The 15,212-nt window shown below is 32.1% G+C and carries 11 protein-coding genes; all 11 read right to left on the reverse strand.

Features of this window, described 5'->3' with window-relative positions; all coding sequences use genetic code 11:
• Position 1: 1 nt before the first annotated feature.
• Positions 2-1,489, reverse strand: a complete 1,488-nt coding sequence (locus ACWA1F_RS07470; RefSeq protein WP_456892927.1) for a RagB/SusD family nutrient uptake outer membrane protein — start codon at positions 1,487-1,489, stop codon at positions 2-4.
• A gap of 13 nt (positions 1,490-1,502) precedes the next feature.
• Positions 1,503-5,213 (reverse strand): SusC/RagA family TonB-linked outer membrane protein, encoded by a 3,711-nt coding sequence (locus ACWA1F_RS07475; RefSeq protein WP_456892929.1) that lies wholly within the window; start codon positions 5,211-5,213, stop codon positions 1,503-1,505.
• A 219-nt stretch (positions 5,214-5,432) separates the two neighbouring features.
• Positions 5,433-6,548, reverse strand: a complete 1,116-nt coding sequence (locus ACWA1F_RS07480; RefSeq protein WP_456892931.1) for a FecR family protein — start codon at positions 6,546-6,548, stop codon at positions 5,433-5,435.
• Between the two features lie 90 nt (positions 6,549-6,638).
• A complete protein-coding gene (locus tag ACWA1F_RS07485; protein WP_456892933.1) occupies positions 6,639-7,244 on the reverse strand; it encodes an RNA polymerase sigma factor in 606 nt (201 codons plus the stop codon).
• Positions 7,245-7,695: 451 nt separating this feature from the next.
• Positions 7,696-10,548 (reverse strand): DUF7619 domain-containing protein, encoded by a 2,853-nt coding sequence (locus ACWA1F_RS07490; protein WP_456892935.1) that lies wholly within the window; start codon positions 10,546-10,548, stop codon positions 7,696-7,698.
• Between the two features lie 119 nt (positions 10,549-10,667).
• Entirely contained in the window at positions 10,668-11,096 is a 429-nt protein-coding gene (locus tag ACWA1F_RS07495) for a hypothetical protein (RefSeq protein WP_456892937.1), read from the reverse strand.
• A gap of 153 nt (positions 11,097-11,249) precedes the next feature.
• Positions 11,250-12,122, reverse strand: a complete 873-nt coding sequence (gene sucD, locus ACWA1F_RS07500) for a succinate--CoA ligase subunit alpha (RefSeq protein ID WP_057118027.1) — start codon at positions 12,120-12,122, stop codon at positions 11,250-11,252.
• An 86-nt stretch (positions 12,123-12,208) separates the two neighbouring features.
• Positions 12,209-12,571: a nuclear transport factor 2 family protein gene (locus ACWA1F_RS07505; RefSeq protein WP_306155222.1), complete on the reverse strand. Its 363-nt coding sequence runs from the start codon at positions 12,569-12,571 to the stop codon at positions 12,209-12,211.
• A gap of 1 nt (position 12,572) precedes the next feature.
• Complete coding sequence (locus ACWA1F_RS07510) at positions 12,573-13,502, reverse strand: UDP-3-O-(3-hydroxymyristoyl)glucosamine N-acyltransferase (protein WP_456892940.1); 930 nt, start codon at positions 13,500-13,502, stop codon at positions 12,573-12,575.
• Positions 13,503-13,710: 208 nt separating this feature from the next.
• Positions 13,711-14,277, reverse strand: a complete 567-nt coding sequence (efp, locus tag ACWA1F_RS07515) for an elongation factor P (protein WP_306155226.1) — start codon at positions 14,275-14,277, stop codon at positions 13,711-13,713.
• 123 nt (positions 14,278-14,400) lie between these two features.
• Entirely contained in the window at positions 14,401-15,186 is a 786-nt protein-coding gene (gene lpxA, locus ACWA1F_RS07520; RefSeq protein ID WP_306155228.1) for an acyl-ACP--UDP-N-acetylglucosamine O-acyltransferase, read from the reverse strand.
• Positions 15,187-15,212 lie beyond the last annotated feature (26 nt).

Genomic DNA, 15,212 nt, shown 5'->3' on the forward strand with positions numbered 1-15,212 from the left:
TTTACCTAGGATTTTTTTCAATACCATTATCTGAAGCTCTAAGCGGTATTTGTAATGCTCTTCTTTTATCGTCTTTTTCTAGAACATTATTTTTTACCACTTTTCCAAATTCAAGTGTATTATGTGTAACTACAAGATTAAATCGTTTAATGTCAAACCATCTCAAACCTTCACGGATAAAATCTCTTCTTCTTGCTTCTGCAATTGCTTTGATATACGATTTTTGAAGATCAGATAATTCATAAAATGGAGTGAACTCGTTTTCAACAACTGGGAATTTAGCTGTAATAATTGCTTCATTCAATAGATCTGTTGTCGCACTATATCCTGAAGTTCTAGTTCCTAAGAAGTATCCTAATTCTGTATTCACTTCAGCAATTCTATTTTTCATTACTAAGGCTTCAATACGATTTAAATACATTTCATCATTACTAAATAATACAGAACCAGTGTAAGGCTCACCTGTACGAGATGTCAAATTGGTGTATTTAAAATACTCATAAAGCTTCGGAACAAATACATTGACACCTCCAAAATATTGTCCATTTGGTCTAATTAAATGAGGTTTTGCCCATACGTTAGTTTGCGTTCCAAATATTTCATCAGATCTATTTCCAGGAAGCGCAAACCTGTATGCTGCAGATCTGTTCGCTATTGAGTTTGGATAAGCTACCAATAAATTTGTTTCTTGTTCAACTCTTGAATATTCAATTGGCATTTGAGCAAAAGCTACAGCATTAAAAGCAGTATAATTTCTGATTTTTGTCGGTTTAGAACCAAGTCCTTCAGAATATTCCAACACCTTATCCCAATCCCCTTTAATTAAGTAAAAACGACACGCAAATGCTTTAGCAGCTTCAACTGTAAAGTGATATTTTGGCTCTTTATATTCACTTGTAATGTATTTCATTCCTTCATTAATATCTTGCTCAATAAAGTCGAATACTTCTTTAACAGTGTTACGTTTATATTTTACCAATAGTTCCGTTTCTGGTTTAGTGATATATGGAACTCCCAAATCTGTACCTGCGGTTGCTGGATTATAACGATTTGACCATAATGAAACTAGCATAAAATGATTGTAAGCTCTTGCTATTAATGCTTCTCCTTTTTGCGGATTCAAACTAGCTTGACCGCCTAATTTTTCAATAGCGTCTAAAGCCAGATTCGCCGCAGCAATTGATTCATAAGATGCTATCCAGAATGCATTTTCGCTATCCGTCCCGATTTGGCTCTGCATTTCCCAGTTGTAACTCTCCTCATTAATGATACTCACAGATTGTTTTGATTCTGTATCATAGACATTATCCGACATTACTTCCGCAATCGGAAAATAGGATCTGTTCGGATAAGCAGTAACTAATAATTCTGATATTTTTTCTGGAGTATCTATCTGTGTTCTATTGTCTGGCACTTCTGAAAGAAAATCATCACAACTGCTAATCGTAATCAGTAATAATAATGACAGTGCTATTTTTATATTTTTCATAATCAATTTAGTATTAGAATGAAATATTAATTGCAAAAGTATATTGTGCCGTAATTGGGAAAGCTACCCCTCCTGTGTTACGGAATTCAGGATCTTGTCCGTTTAATTTTTTATCTGAATAAATCAGCCAAGGATTAACCGCCGAACCTTTCAACGTAAAAGTTGATAATCCTAATTTTCTCTTGTAATCACTTGGGAATTCCCAGCTTAAAGAGATGTTTTTTAAACGTACAAAGTCACCGCTTGCAATTCTAGCATCAGAGAAATTATAAGTATTATAAGCAATCTGTAAATCGCTTGCACCATAATTTCTATTCAATAATTTATCTGCAATAACAGGAACGTTGGTATAATTTTCGTCTCCTGGGCTAATCCATCTGTTTGCAAAGTCTTTTGTAAATACTGTTTGATCTGTATATTTGTTGCTATACACAGGGTTTAATCTTACTTTGTTTCCTCCAGATCCTACAACGAATACATACAATGACCAGCTTTTATAAGTAAATGTGTTAGCAAAACCAATAGATTTATTAGGCTCTACAGATCCCTCATATTTCAAATACTTGGTTACATCATTTGTATCTTGAAAATCTGCCTCTGTAATATTGTTTTCTGCTCCATCTTGTAAAATAAAAGTCGGAAGTCCTTCATTGTTCAAACCTGTAAATTGATAAGAATACAATGAGTTTCTAGGATGTCCTACTGTATTTCCTCCGTTTGTAGCAATCAAATCAAATACTGCTGGTTTGTTAGCCAATTTTGTGATTTTTTGATCGAAAACAGAAAAGTTAACTGTAGTAGACCATTTAAAATCTTTTGAAACTATGTTTTGAGTAGTAAAACCAATTTCAAGACCTTTAGTTTCCATGTCTGCATTGTTACCTTGCTTTATAGATTCTCCTCCAACTCCTGATGTAATTACATAATCGATCAAATCGAATGCTTTACGACGGTAAATGTCTGTTGTAAACTGCACTCTGTTTCTAAACATTCCAAGATCAACACCAATATTGGTTTCATACTGTTTTTCCCATGTCAAATCTTTATTTTGCAAATCTTCTATACGAATTGCATTCTCTCTATCCCCAACTGCAAAACGGTCTGTGATGAAACTTTTAAAAATTGCCAATGAGTTTGTTGCTGGTCCAGCAGTAGCTGTTAAACCGTAAGATGCTCTAAGTGCCAATGTGTTAATAGGCTCAACATCTTTCATGAAACTTTCTTCTTTAACATTCCATTTACCACTCACCGTATATGTAGGCAACCATCTAGAAGAACCAGTATCTCCCTGTCTGTTCGAACCATCATAACGGCCAGTAATAGAAGCTGTATAACGACGATCGTAAGTATATCCGACTTTTCCAAAGAAACCAACAGTACGCTCTCTTTCTGCTCCAAACTCATAGTAAGAGTTTCCTTCATTTACCAATTTTTCAATCAATTTAGGATCAACAAAAGAAGTAAGACCTTTTTCGAATTGAATACCTGCAGCAGTAAAGTTGTCATTATTTCTATCTACAGATCTAAATTCTGTACCGAAGAATCCTTCTAATTCATGTTTTTCATTAAATGTATTTCTGTAGGTAATACTGTTTCTCACATTATAAGAAGTCATGTCATTAGTAAACTTTCTTAAAAAGCCTCCATTTGGCAATACAGAAACTTTAGGCGCTGTTAAATCATTTGGATTTTGATATAAAAACACATTGTCTTTCTGGATTTGAGTATTCAAAGTTTCACCCACTCCCGCGTTATAAGCGCCTACTACGTTTGAACCTTCGTAGATTTTGTGCTCTCTTGAAGTATTAGCATAACGTGCTGAAGCTGTAAGGTTGTAGCTTAAGTTTTTATTGATTTTATAATCTAAATCAGCTTGAAAACGAATATCATTTACTTTAATATCTAAAGTATTATTTTCCAATTCGTTAAGAATATTCATTGGCGCCCAGTTATTTTGATAATATTCTAGGTTTCCGTTATCATCATAAGGTCTTAATGTTCTGCTTGTGCTTAATACATAATTAAATGGGTTGATGTCAAAATCTCTGGTTACTTTACCAAATACAAGGTCATTTTTGCTATCGTAAGCACCAGGAGCATCTTGATCACGCATCGACCCTAAAGTTGATAAAGTAATATTTAATTTATCATTGATGTAAAATGTACCTTTAATGTTTGCTGATAATTGTTTTACATTATCTGCCACAGTCCATCCTGGATCTGTATAATAGCCTAAAGAAGCATAAAAAGTATTATTTTTTCCACCTCCAGAAAAGCTTAAAGAGTGGTTTTGAGTAATTGATGGTCGAAATAAAACTTTAAACCAATCGGTGTTAGCCAATTCATATTTCTGTAAAAATTGATTGATATAAGGCTGTTCATTTCTAATTCCAAACTGGCCATTAGAAGTATCATACAAATTAATCTGTTTTGCCAAAATACCATATACACCACTAAATCTAGCCGTTAATGATGAACTTTGATCTAAATAACCTTTAGTTCTCATTTCTTGAAAAACACTCATAGATTCTTGAGAATTCAAAATATCAAACTGCGTATAACTTGGTACGGTTCTAACTGTATTTTCTACAGAATAGTTTATTTTTAAAGGAGAATCTCTTCGTCCTTGTTTTGTTGTAACAACTACAACTCCATTTAACGATCTTGAACCATAGATTGAAGTAGCCGATGCATCTTTAAGAATTTCAATGCTTTGAATATCATTTGCATTTAAACCTGCAACTGCAGAACTCAATAATGTTGCCGAGTTTCCAGAAGCTAAATCTGCAAATGTAACATTGATAATATCTTCTTGAACAACACCATCAATAACCCATAATGGCTTGGTATCTCCAAAGATAGAAGAAGAACCACGAACGGTAATTTTTGGAGTAGCACCAAAAGATCCTGTAACGTTTTGTACAGTAACTCCCGCCGCTTTTCCTTCAATCATTCTACTCACATCTACAACACCATCAACTTTTAATTCTGCACCCGAAATTTTACTGATTGCTCCAGTAAATGTTCTTTTTGAAGTTTTTTCGTAACCCGTTGTAACTACAACTTCTTTAAGGTTTTGTCCCGCTTCTGTTAAAACTACAGTTGGCGTAGGATTATCAATTCCAATTTCTTTCGTTTCCATACCAACATAAGAAATAACCAAACGGTTTACGCTAGCAGGCATTTCGATAGAAAAGTTTCCATCAAAATCTGTCAATACAGCAGTTTTCGTTCCTTTTGCCATAACAGTTGCACCAGGAAGTGGCGCACCAGATTGATCTGTAACTTTCCCTTTGATAATTGGGCCGAAAGTCAAAATTTCGAACAAAGAATCATGATTATTAGCACTAGAAAAAGAAACAGCACTTTTTTGCAGCACAATCTGATTGCTTACTTCTGAGAAAGTAATATTAAAAGGAACCAATATTCTGCTCAAAATACTTGACAGAGTTTCTTGGGTTGCTTCTATACTAACCTTCTCTCCTAGTTGTGGAAGTCTTGAGTTATAAGAAAATTTTACATGAGCAGACTTTTCAATTTTTGATAAAGCATTGTCTAAAGTTAGGTTTTCAACTGTGATAGTTACTTTAGTATCTAATTTTTTCTGCCCATTTACATTATTTGCGAGAGTAACGCTTGAAAATACAAGCGCTAACACAAACTGAAACAGCGTTATTTTCATGATTTGGTGAAGTAATCGTTGCTTGACAACAGGTTTTTTCATAATTTTGGTTTGTTTTGATTAATACTATTCGAGTGTATTTTAAGAAACATCATAAAGTACGCTTTACAGAGCGTAATTTATTCAGATTTAAGTGTCGATAATGTTACAGCATTCTCGGCACTTTTTTTATGTATTCATTTTTTACATAGGCAGTTACAAATTATTTTTAGTTTTATTAATTAGTTAATTTTGGTTTCTATTTTAATCGAATTTCGAACTCTAGTTACAGCCAGAAGTCGTAATTACGATTTGATTTCCATTCATTTCATAATTGGTATCGTTGCCAATACTTTTACAAATTATTTTTAGCTTTTCCGCCAAAGGCTGATCGCTTAAAGAAGTGGTTAATCGGCAATCTTTCAGTTTATCGTGCGGAAAATCGATGTCTACTAAATACGCCTGCTCGATAGTTTCAAGAATTTGTTCTACCGGAATATCAGTAAATTCAAAGCTTAACTGTTCAATATTTCTAACACTATTTACTAAAATCGGATCTTCAGTAATATTGGTTATTTTATTAAACACTAATTCTTTACGAGCAAAACGCAATGCCTGATTCGGTAATAAAACAATCTCTCTGTTTTCCGAAGTACGAACTAAATCATTGGATTTTACCTTAACTTTACCGGTGCGAACTAAAACTTCAACGTTTTGTTGGTCTGGATAAGCTTTTATTCTAAAGCTTGTACCAACAACTCGAGTTACAATTTCGTTAGCGTAAACAAAAAAAGGCTTTTTAGGATTTTTACTAATTTCAAAGAAACCTTCGCCGGATAAATACACCTTTCTTTCGTTTCCGGTAAAGATTTTAGGGTAACTTAATTTACTATTGGGCTGTAATAAAACCGAACTTCCATCAGATAAAGTAATGATCTGCGATTTTTCAGAATTGTTGGTCTGCTCCACCAAACCTTCATCGTTATCATGAACCAGTTCGTTGTAGGTAACAACATTATCAGTTGTTATAATGTTATTTTTAAAAAACCAGATAGAGAAAATCCCAACGAGAATAGCCGCTGCCACCCCGCTGATCCAGTATCTCTGCAATTTTAGTTTTTTGATTTTTGAAGCTTTTAGAGAAAGCTCTTCTTTTTGTTCAATTCTACGCCAAGTTTCCTGTAAGGCTTCATGAACTTCATTTGAAGATAAATTAGATTCTGGAACTCGCATCGCCAGCAGCACAAGCCTTGCATCTTCTACAAGTTTGGCTCTTTGACGATTTTCCAAAGTCCATTCTTCCCAGCCTTGTTCATCAATCTTAGATAAAATCCATAATCGAAAAGATTCATCGGCTAAAAAGTCTTCTATTTCAGTATAATTGTTACGTTTTTGCATCACACTATTAGGGTTACAAAAACATAGAGGACATTTTTTTTATTATATACTCACCTATTTAAGATTTTTTTTTGATATTTTCTTAAATTTTTAAAAAAGCCCTGAAGATATAAGGACTAGAAGCGGAATACTGCCTTTCCATTCTTTACGAAGACTTAGCAGACCTCGGTGCAAAAGATTACTCGCAGACTGATAATTTACGTCTAATAAATCTGCTATTTGATCTACGCTCAATCCTTGGTGATAGCGCAAATACAGAGCTTCTTTCTGACGGCCTGGCAAATCGTTTAGTAATTTATTCAAAAGCAAGACACGTTCTGCCGTTACTTCGTCTTCAACCAAATCATTTTCTATAGAAAAGTCAAAAAGAAATTCTAAAGCATCGGTAGTTGTTGTTTTTCTAAACACGTGATCTCTTTCATGCAGACGCGCAATTCTCTTTCTGACACTAGAAAGCAAATAAGCCTTAACAATAACATTATCTTGCAGAGAGCCGCGATAAAGCCAGATATCTTCAAAAACATCTTGAATACAATCCTGCACTTTTTCAGCATATGGGCAAAGCGAATTACCGTAACTGATTAAGTCTCTATAGTATTTTTCAAAAAGCAGAGAGAATGATTTCTCATCACCGTTCTTCAGATTATTCCACAAAATGAAATCGTCTAAAACCTTGTTTTTTAAAATTTGGCTCATAGAAAAAGTTTTGGGGGCGTAAGAATCAAATTATTTAAGAGACTTCTTAAAATAACTTGATTATTTCAGCAATTAAATCACATTTCATTTTTTTGATCTTTTTATAATTAAATCGAATGAATGGAAATACTTAATTTAACAAAAAATAAACAAGTGTTTTACATTCCATTTAATTTAGCTCAAGCAAAAAGATTCAAATTTTTAACATTATTTTTTGTTTTTGTGTGATAAATATAGAAAAGCAAATAATCAAAACCCAATTAATTACAAAAAATCGTAACTTTTTCTAAATTTATCAGTATTTGCCCTTCATTTTTTGATTAAACTTAAATTTACTATAATTTAAATTTTAATTAACTAAAGAGACTTTTTCATTTTTAATGGAAAAAATTAAGCACAAAAAAAGCCTTATCGAAATAAGGCTACATAAAGAGACTAAAAATATTTTTTCTTAAATCTTAATAAATTTCATTGCAGAACTTCCTTTGTCAGTTTTAACTTGAAGAATGTAATTTCCCGATTGAAATCTAGAAATATCAATTTTAGCAACATTATGAGCATTTGGAATTGTCAAAACTAATTGTCCTAAAAGATTATAAACAGCCATAGATTGTATTTCGATTGTATCTTTTGAAGTTATATTCAAAAAATTTTGAGACGGATTTGGATAAGCATAAAAATAAGATGTAAACTCAAAATCTTGCGTCCCTAAAGTCTTAAATGTTGAGGTTTCTTTATTGGTCAAAATTGGAAAGTTATAATCAAAATAGATATTTGCTTCATTTGCAAAAGAATCGCCAATCTGTAAAGTCGGCAATGTTTTTATTTTGAAAGCGATGTAGCCGTCATTATTAGCATCATCAAAAGGAAGATCTATTTTTTCGAAGATAAATTCTACTTTGTTGCTATCAGAAATTTTAGTCGTATAAGAATGACTTGCACTAGTAGGAACCAATGAAGAAATGTCAAATTTTGACAAATCAATTACATCTTTAATTACAACATTTTCAGCTTTATAAGTTCCTGTATTTTCAAAACGAATTAAATAATGTACATATTTGCCAATAAGTTCTGGCTTAATTACATTTCCTTCTAAACACGTTTTATCATTTGGGTCATAAGATCCTACAACAGTTTGATTAAGTTCAAAAATATTATCCAAAGGTTTTTCATCTGTTTCAGAAGAACTTACTGCTAAACTGTATTTTAAAACATCTCCATTGTTTACAGCTGGAGTTTCAGTTGGAGAATTTACATTTAAAACTAAATCAATTTCTCTGCTTTCAAATGGTTTTAGATCTGAAAAATCCCAAACTAATTTACCAGAAGTTTGGCTAGAAATTGCAGAATTCGAAGAAACAAAATCTAAAATTGAATCGTCAAAATTAAGTACAACAGCACCAAACTGAACCGTATTTCCTTTATTTTTTGAAATAATTTTATAAGTAGCGTCAAAACCGGGTCTTGCAACTTCAACTGGAATCATATTAACTTCCAGATCATTATTAGCATTATTAGGCGTAAAACAAAAATCTTGAATTAAAGTATTTGAAAAGCTAGTAAATTCAAAATCAATACTATTTGGATAAACTGAAAAATAATCTGAATTTTCTAAAATTGGTGAAATTGTATATCTACCTGCATTAACTGAGATTGAATAATTTCCTTTTTCATCAGTGAATATAATTCCATCTTTGGTTCCGTCAGAAATCTTTAATCTAATTTGAGAAGCTGGCAAATCGTTACTATCACATCCATTTTTATTAAAATCGATTGTAGCATTACCTGTAATTAAAAAACTTTCACCGCCTGGAACAAACGAACAGTATGAATTTACATTACAATTTTTATAATTATTTTGTCTTACCAAATTTTGAATTTGAACAATCTGATTATCATCGCAACAGATATATTTCAAATTAAGATTCCCTGAAATATTTAATACAGATTCTATACTACCATTTTTCAAAAAAGCTGATTCTAAAAATCGATTATTATTGAAATTTAAATTCATCAATTTTGGTAACGAACCAAAATCTACAGACACAAATTGATTATTGTAACAATCAATTCCCTGCAAATTTTTTATCTCTCCAAAATTGATCGATGTTAGATTATTCTGATGACATCGTAAGGTTCTTAATTTAAACAAATTACTAACATCTAAACTTGTTAATTTATTCTCACCGCATTCTAAAACTTCAAGATTAGACATTTCATTTAGATTGATTGTTTCTAAATTTAAGCCGTTGCAAAATAAATACTTTAACTTTTTTAATGCTGAAATATCTATTTTAACGTTACCGCTAAAACTAAAATTCAAAGTTAAAAGATTAGTTAATTTTGATGAATCAACAATTAAATTCTCAAAACTATTATTATTAATTGTTAACGTTTCAAGTATTCTAGTTGATCCTGTTAAATCTAAAGAAGTTAGTTTATTTGCTCCAATTTCTAATCTTTTTAAATAGCTTAAATTCTTTAAATTAATCGTTGATAATTGATTCTGATTTGCTACTATTTCTTCGATGTAAAGCGAATTAGTAAAATCGAGGAAGGTCAAATTATTAAAATAACAGTATAATCTTTGCAGTTTAGTTAAATGACTTATTTCTAGAGCAGAAATAGAGTTATTAGAACAATATAGGCCTTCCAAATTGGACAAACGGCTTACATCTAATACAGAAATTTTATTATTTGAACATTCTAAACCTGCAAGATTTAAATAATTATTCAAATCTAATGTTTCAATTTTATTGTTACTGCAAAATAAATTTCTAAGTTTTGCAGAATGCTTTACATCAATTAAAGAAAGCTCATTCTCTGAACAAAAAATATCAACGATAGATTCTAAATCATTAAAATTTAATTCCGTTAACTTATTTTTATTACAGTTTAAAAATTCGAGTTTCGTTAAGCCAGAAAGATTTAACGCAGTTACTTGACTATTATAGCAATTTAAATTCTTAAGATTTTTTAAATCACTTACATCAAGAGTAGAAATCTGATTACCTCCACATGAAATCGTTTGCAAATTTTGAAAGTTTTTAATTCCTTCTAGGGAAGTAATATTTGAATTTTCAACATTAAGCCAAAAAACTCTCATGACTTCCGACTGTTCAATAACACCATCGTCGTTAGAATCTATCTTAATGTTCCTCTGATTTTCATCTTTAGCTATCGCATTGAATGTATCAGATTGCAATAATTTTTCTTTGAATTTGGAATCTGAAAAATTTAAAACTTGTGCATTTAAAGAAAGCACACTAAATAAAATAAAAAAAAGCAGGTAATTTTTGATCATAAATTTGTTTTTGGTCGTTAAAAATATAAAACCAAAAATTAAAAACCTAGCAAAATAAAAAAGGCCTCACTAATTAATTTAGCGAGGCCTTTTTAAATATTTTTAAGTTTGAAAGCAACTTAAAAAGCAACATTCCATCTTGGCAATTTACCATTTTCATCTAAGAAATTTTGCAAAACCTGTCCTTCAACAGCAGTGGGAATTGCTTTTGCATCTGCATTAAAAGTCTCGTACCAAACTACTTCAAGCTCAGAAATATTTTCTAATTTCATTTGCGCTGGCCAAGAGTATTTTCTTCCTGTTTTAGCAAACTGATGTCCGTTTACGATTTTGTCGTATAGTCCACCATTTTTGCTTTTTAAAGTTCCGTCATTCTGAACAGTTCCTGTAGAACCAACCATGATCAGTTCTTTTGCATCACCTTCAACAGCGTAAACAACAAAAATTCCTGCGCTTCCTTCTGGAGCGTTGCAAGCTTCTTCTAAACTATCGTTTACAGTAAAAGTAAAACTATTTGTTGATTTAAATTTTTCTAATTCTTTGTACATATTTCTTTTTTAAGCTTCTATCCCGATAGCTATCGGGACTGAGGTAATAGAAGCTAAGTTTTTAGTTTTTATACCTCAGTATTTTTAAATGGAAAAAAGTCTCAACAAAATATTGAGACTTTTCTGGAATTTGTTATTTTGAATATTTGGAGATTATCCTAATACTTCTTTTACTTTTTTACCAATTTCAGCTGGTGAATCAACAACGTGAATTCCGTTGTCTCTCATGATTTGTTTTTTAGCAGCAGCAGTATCATCAGAACCACCAACAATAGCACCTGCATGACCCATTGTTCTACCAGCAGGAGCAGTTTCTCCAGCGATAAAACCAATAACTGGTTTACGGTTACCATCAGCTTTTACCCATCTTGCAGCATCAGCTTCAAGTTGTCCACCGATTTCACCAATCATGATGATAGCTTCAGTTTCCGGATCGTTCATTAATAATTCAACAGCTTCTTTAGTTGTAGTTCCAATAATTGGATCTCCACCAATACCAATAGCTGTAGTGATTCCTAAACCTTGTTTTACAACTTGGTCAGCAGCTTCATAAGTTAAAGTTCCAGATTTAGAAACGATACCAACTGTTCCTTTTTTGAAAACGAAACCTGGCATAATACCAACTTTAGCTTCACCTGGAGTAATTACACCTGGACAGTTTGGACCAATTAATCTTGAATTTCTTTCTTTAACATAATTATTTGCTTTAATCATATCTGCTACAGGAATTCCTTCTGTAATAGCAATAATTACTTTAATTCCAGCATCAGCAGCTTCCATAATTGCATCAGCAGCAAAAGCTGGCGGAACAAAAATGATAGAAGTATCAGCACCAGCTTGATCAACAGCATCTTTTACTGTATTAAAAACTGGACGATCTAAATGGCTAGTACCACCTTTTCCTGGAGTTACACCTCCAACAACATTAGTACCGTACTCAATCATTTGAGAAGCGTGGAAAGTTCCTTCGCTCCCTGTAAATCCCTGAACAATTATTTTGGAATCTTTATTAACTAAAACACTCATGATATATATTTTATGTAGTTTTTAAATTTGTGTTGCAAAAATAAGGTTTTGTAATGTATTTTGCCTCTTTTATTGTCAAAAAAATATTAAGAAAATTGACTCATTTGATAACCTTTATAAAGTTTATCATCTTTTATCTGCCAGATTGTTGCAAAATGCGCCAAAAGCATTTCCTCTCGCGGATTCTCAATTGTTTTCACGAAATGAGAATAACGCACTGATACTAAATCATCTTCAGAAATAATATGGCTTATTCTCACTTTAGATCGTACATAAGCACGACTCAGATCGTTAGCCATTTCTATTATAGCATTATAGTCCATCTTAATAAAACCTTTACTGCTATTCCACTCCAATGTAACGTCAGGATGCAGATATGTTTTTAAAATTTCGCTATCAATTAGGGCATCTGACTTATAAAATTTCTGAACAAATTCTTTAATAGACATATTACTTCAATTTACTTAAAATTTCAGGAATCTTCTTGATATTGGCTAATTGTTTCAATTTTTCTCTTGACTCTTCAATTGGAGTACCAAAATAGGATTTTCCGCCTTCAACCGACTTAGTTACACCTGTCTGCCCCATTACAACCGCTTTTGCCCCAATTGTAATACCGCTTGTGGTTCCTACTTGTCCCCACAAAGTTACTTCGTCCTCAATAATTACACAGCCCGCAATACCAGTTTGCGAAGCAATCAGACATTTTTTGCCAATTACGGTATCATGTCCAACATGCACTTGATTATCTAGTTTAGTACCTGCACCAATTGTGGTATCTCCAGTAACGCCTTTATCGATAGTACACAAAGCACCGATACCAACATTATCTTCAATAACAACTCTTCCACCAGAAATTAACTGATCGAAACCTTCAGGACGTTTTTTATAATAAAAAGCATCGGCTCCTAAAATGGTTCCAGCATGTATAATAACATTATCGCCAATTACAGTATGGTCGTAAATAGAAACATTAGAATGTATCAGGCAGTTTTTACCAATTTTCACATGGTTTCCAACAAAAGTATTAGGCTGTATAACTGTTCCCTCTCCTATTTGTGCAGAAGAAGCAATGGCAACATTAGCAAACTGAAACGGCTTAAAATGCTTGGTAAGAATATTAAAATCTCTAAATGGATCATCAGAAATTAAAAGCGCTTTACCCTCTGGACATTCTACTTCTTTGTTTATCAAAACAATAGTTGCAGCCGACTGCAAAGCCTTATCATAATATTTTGGATGGTCAACAAAAACAATATCTCCAGGCTCTACAACGTGTATCTCGTTCATGCCTAAAACTTGAAAGTCTTTGTCGCCAATAAATTTGCAATTAAGCAAATTGGCAATTTCTTGTAAAGAATGACTCTTTGGAAATTTCATATAGTATAATTAGAAAACTTGTAAATTAGAAAATGAGTCAATTAGAAAATTAATATCCAAAGTTATGTTGATCTAAAAATTATCTAATAGACTCATTGTCCTATTATCTCAATTAGAAAATGAGTCAATTAGAATGTGAATATACAAAATTATGTCGACTCACAAATTTTCTAATTGACTCATTGTCAAATTATCTTAATTAAAATAACTATTCTTTTACACGCTCCATGTAAGAACCTGAAGCTGTATCGATTTTAATTTTATCACCTTCGTTAATGAACAACGGAACGTTAATTGTCGCTCCTGTTTCAACTGTAGCAGATTTTGTTGCGTTTGTAGCAGTATTTCCTTTTACTCCTGGCTCTGCATAAGTAACTTCAAGAATTACAGATGTTGGCATATCTACTGACAATGGCAAATCTGTTTCTGTGTTAATTTGTACCATCACATTTGTTCCTTCTTTTAACAAATCTGGAGCATCCAAAATGTTTTTGTTTAAAGAAATTTGTTCAAACGTTTCAGCATTCATAAAGTGGAATTCATCACCTTCTGGATATAAGTATTGGAAAGTATGTGTCTCAACACGAATAACATCAATTTTATGACCAGCTGAAAAAGTATTGTCTAATACTTTTCCTGAAGTTAAACTTTTTAGTTTTGTTCTTACGAAAGCTGGACCTTTTCCAGGCTTTACGTGAAGAAATTCAATAATTTTATAGATATCGTGATTAAATTTAATACACAATCCGTTTCTAATATCTGATGTAGACGCCATTTGTTTTTTATTTTAGATTTTTGAATGTAGATTTTAGATCCAAAACTTAGAATCAATCTTCATTTTTTTTATTTTTTCAACTGTAGTTTAGAACTCTAAAATCAGAAATCTAAACTCTTAAATTTAATAATTTCCTGAATAACCTTTCATGATTCCTCGAGAAGAGTTTCTAATGAAATCTAAAATTTCATCTCTTTCAGGAGTCGCTTCCATTTCAGCTTCAATAATACTTAAAGCCTGAGTTGTATTGTAATTCTTTTGGTATAAAATTCTATAAATTTCCTGAATTTCTCTAATCTTTTCAGTAGTAAATCCTCTTCTTCTTAAACCAACAGAGTTAATTCCAACATAAGACAAAGGCTCTTTTGCTGCTTTTGTAAATGGAGGAACATCTTTTCTTACCAAAGATCCTCCAGAAATCATAGCGTGATCTCCAATATGAATAAATTGGTGAATAGCAGCTAAACCACCAATAACAGCATGATTTCCAACTACTACGTGACCTGCTAAAGCAACACCATTTACGATAATTGCATTATTTCCGATCTCACAGTCGTGTGCGATGTGAGCATAAGCCATTACTAAACAGTTGTTTCCTATTATAGTTTGGCCAGAAGCAATTGTTCCTCTATTGATAGTTACACATTCTCTAATTGTACAATTATCACCGATAATAGCAAGAGAATCTTCACCTCCGAATTTTAAATCTTGTGGCACCGCAGAAATTACAGCTCCTGGAAAAATGTTGCAATTTTTTCCAATTCTAGCCCCTTCCATGATGGTCACGTTTGAACCAATCCAAGTACCATCACCAATAACAACATTATTGTGAATTGTTGTAAATGGCTCTATTACAACGTTTTTAGCGATTTTCGCGCCTGGATGAACATATGCTAATGGTTGATTCATCTGTATGTTTTATATTTTTAATTAAA

Source organism: Flavobacterium erigeronis, assembly GCF_054075165.1.

What these genes read in the sequence shown, in the direction of transcription:
- ACWA1F_RS07470 (WP_456892927.1), bottom strand. Translation starts at nt 1,489, where the DNA reads ATGAAAAATATAAAAATAGCACTGTCATTATTATTACTGATTACGATT.
- ACWA1F_RS07475 (WP_456892929.1), bottom strand. Translation starts at nt 5,213, where the DNA reads ATGAAAAAACCTGTTGTCAAGCAACGATTACTTCACCAAATCATGAAA.
- ACWA1F_RS07480 (WP_456892931.1), bottom strand. Translation starts at nt 6,548, where the DNA reads ATGCAAAAACGTAACAATTATACTGAAATAGAAGACTTTTTAGCCGAT.
- ACWA1F_RS07485 (WP_456892933.1), bottom strand. Translation starts at nt 7,244, where the DNA reads ATGAGCCAAATTTTAAAAAACAAGGTTTTAGACGATTTCATTTTGTGG.
- ACWA1F_RS07490 (WP_456892935.1), bottom strand. Translation starts at nt 10,548, where the DNA reads ATGATCAAAAATTACCTGCTTTTTTTTATTTTATTTAGTGTGCTTTCT.
- ACWA1F_RS07495 (WP_456892937.1), bottom strand. Translation starts at nt 11,096, where the DNA reads ATGTACAAAGAATTAGAAAAATTTAAATCAACAAATAGTTTTACTTTT.
- sucD (WP_057118027.1), bottom strand. Translation starts at nt 12,122, where the DNA reads ATGAGTGTTTTAGTTAATAAAGATTCCAAAATAATTGTTCAGGGATTT.
- ACWA1F_RS07505 (WP_306155222.1), bottom strand. Translation starts at nt 12,571, where the DNA reads ATGTCTATTAAAGAATTTGTTCAGAAATTTTATAAGTCAGATGCCCTA.
- ACWA1F_RS07510 (WP_456892940.1), bottom strand. Translation starts at nt 13,502, where the DNA reads ATGAAATTTCCAAAGAGTCATTCTTTACAAGAAATTGCCAATTTGCTT.
- efp (WP_306155226.1), bottom strand. Translation starts at nt 14,277, where the DNA reads ATGGCGTCTACATCAGATATTAGAAACGGATTGTGTATTAAATTTAAT.
- lpxA (WP_306155228.1), bottom strand. Translation starts at nt 15,186, where the DNA reads ATGAATCAACCATTAGCATATGTTCATCCAGGCGCGAAAATCGCTAAA.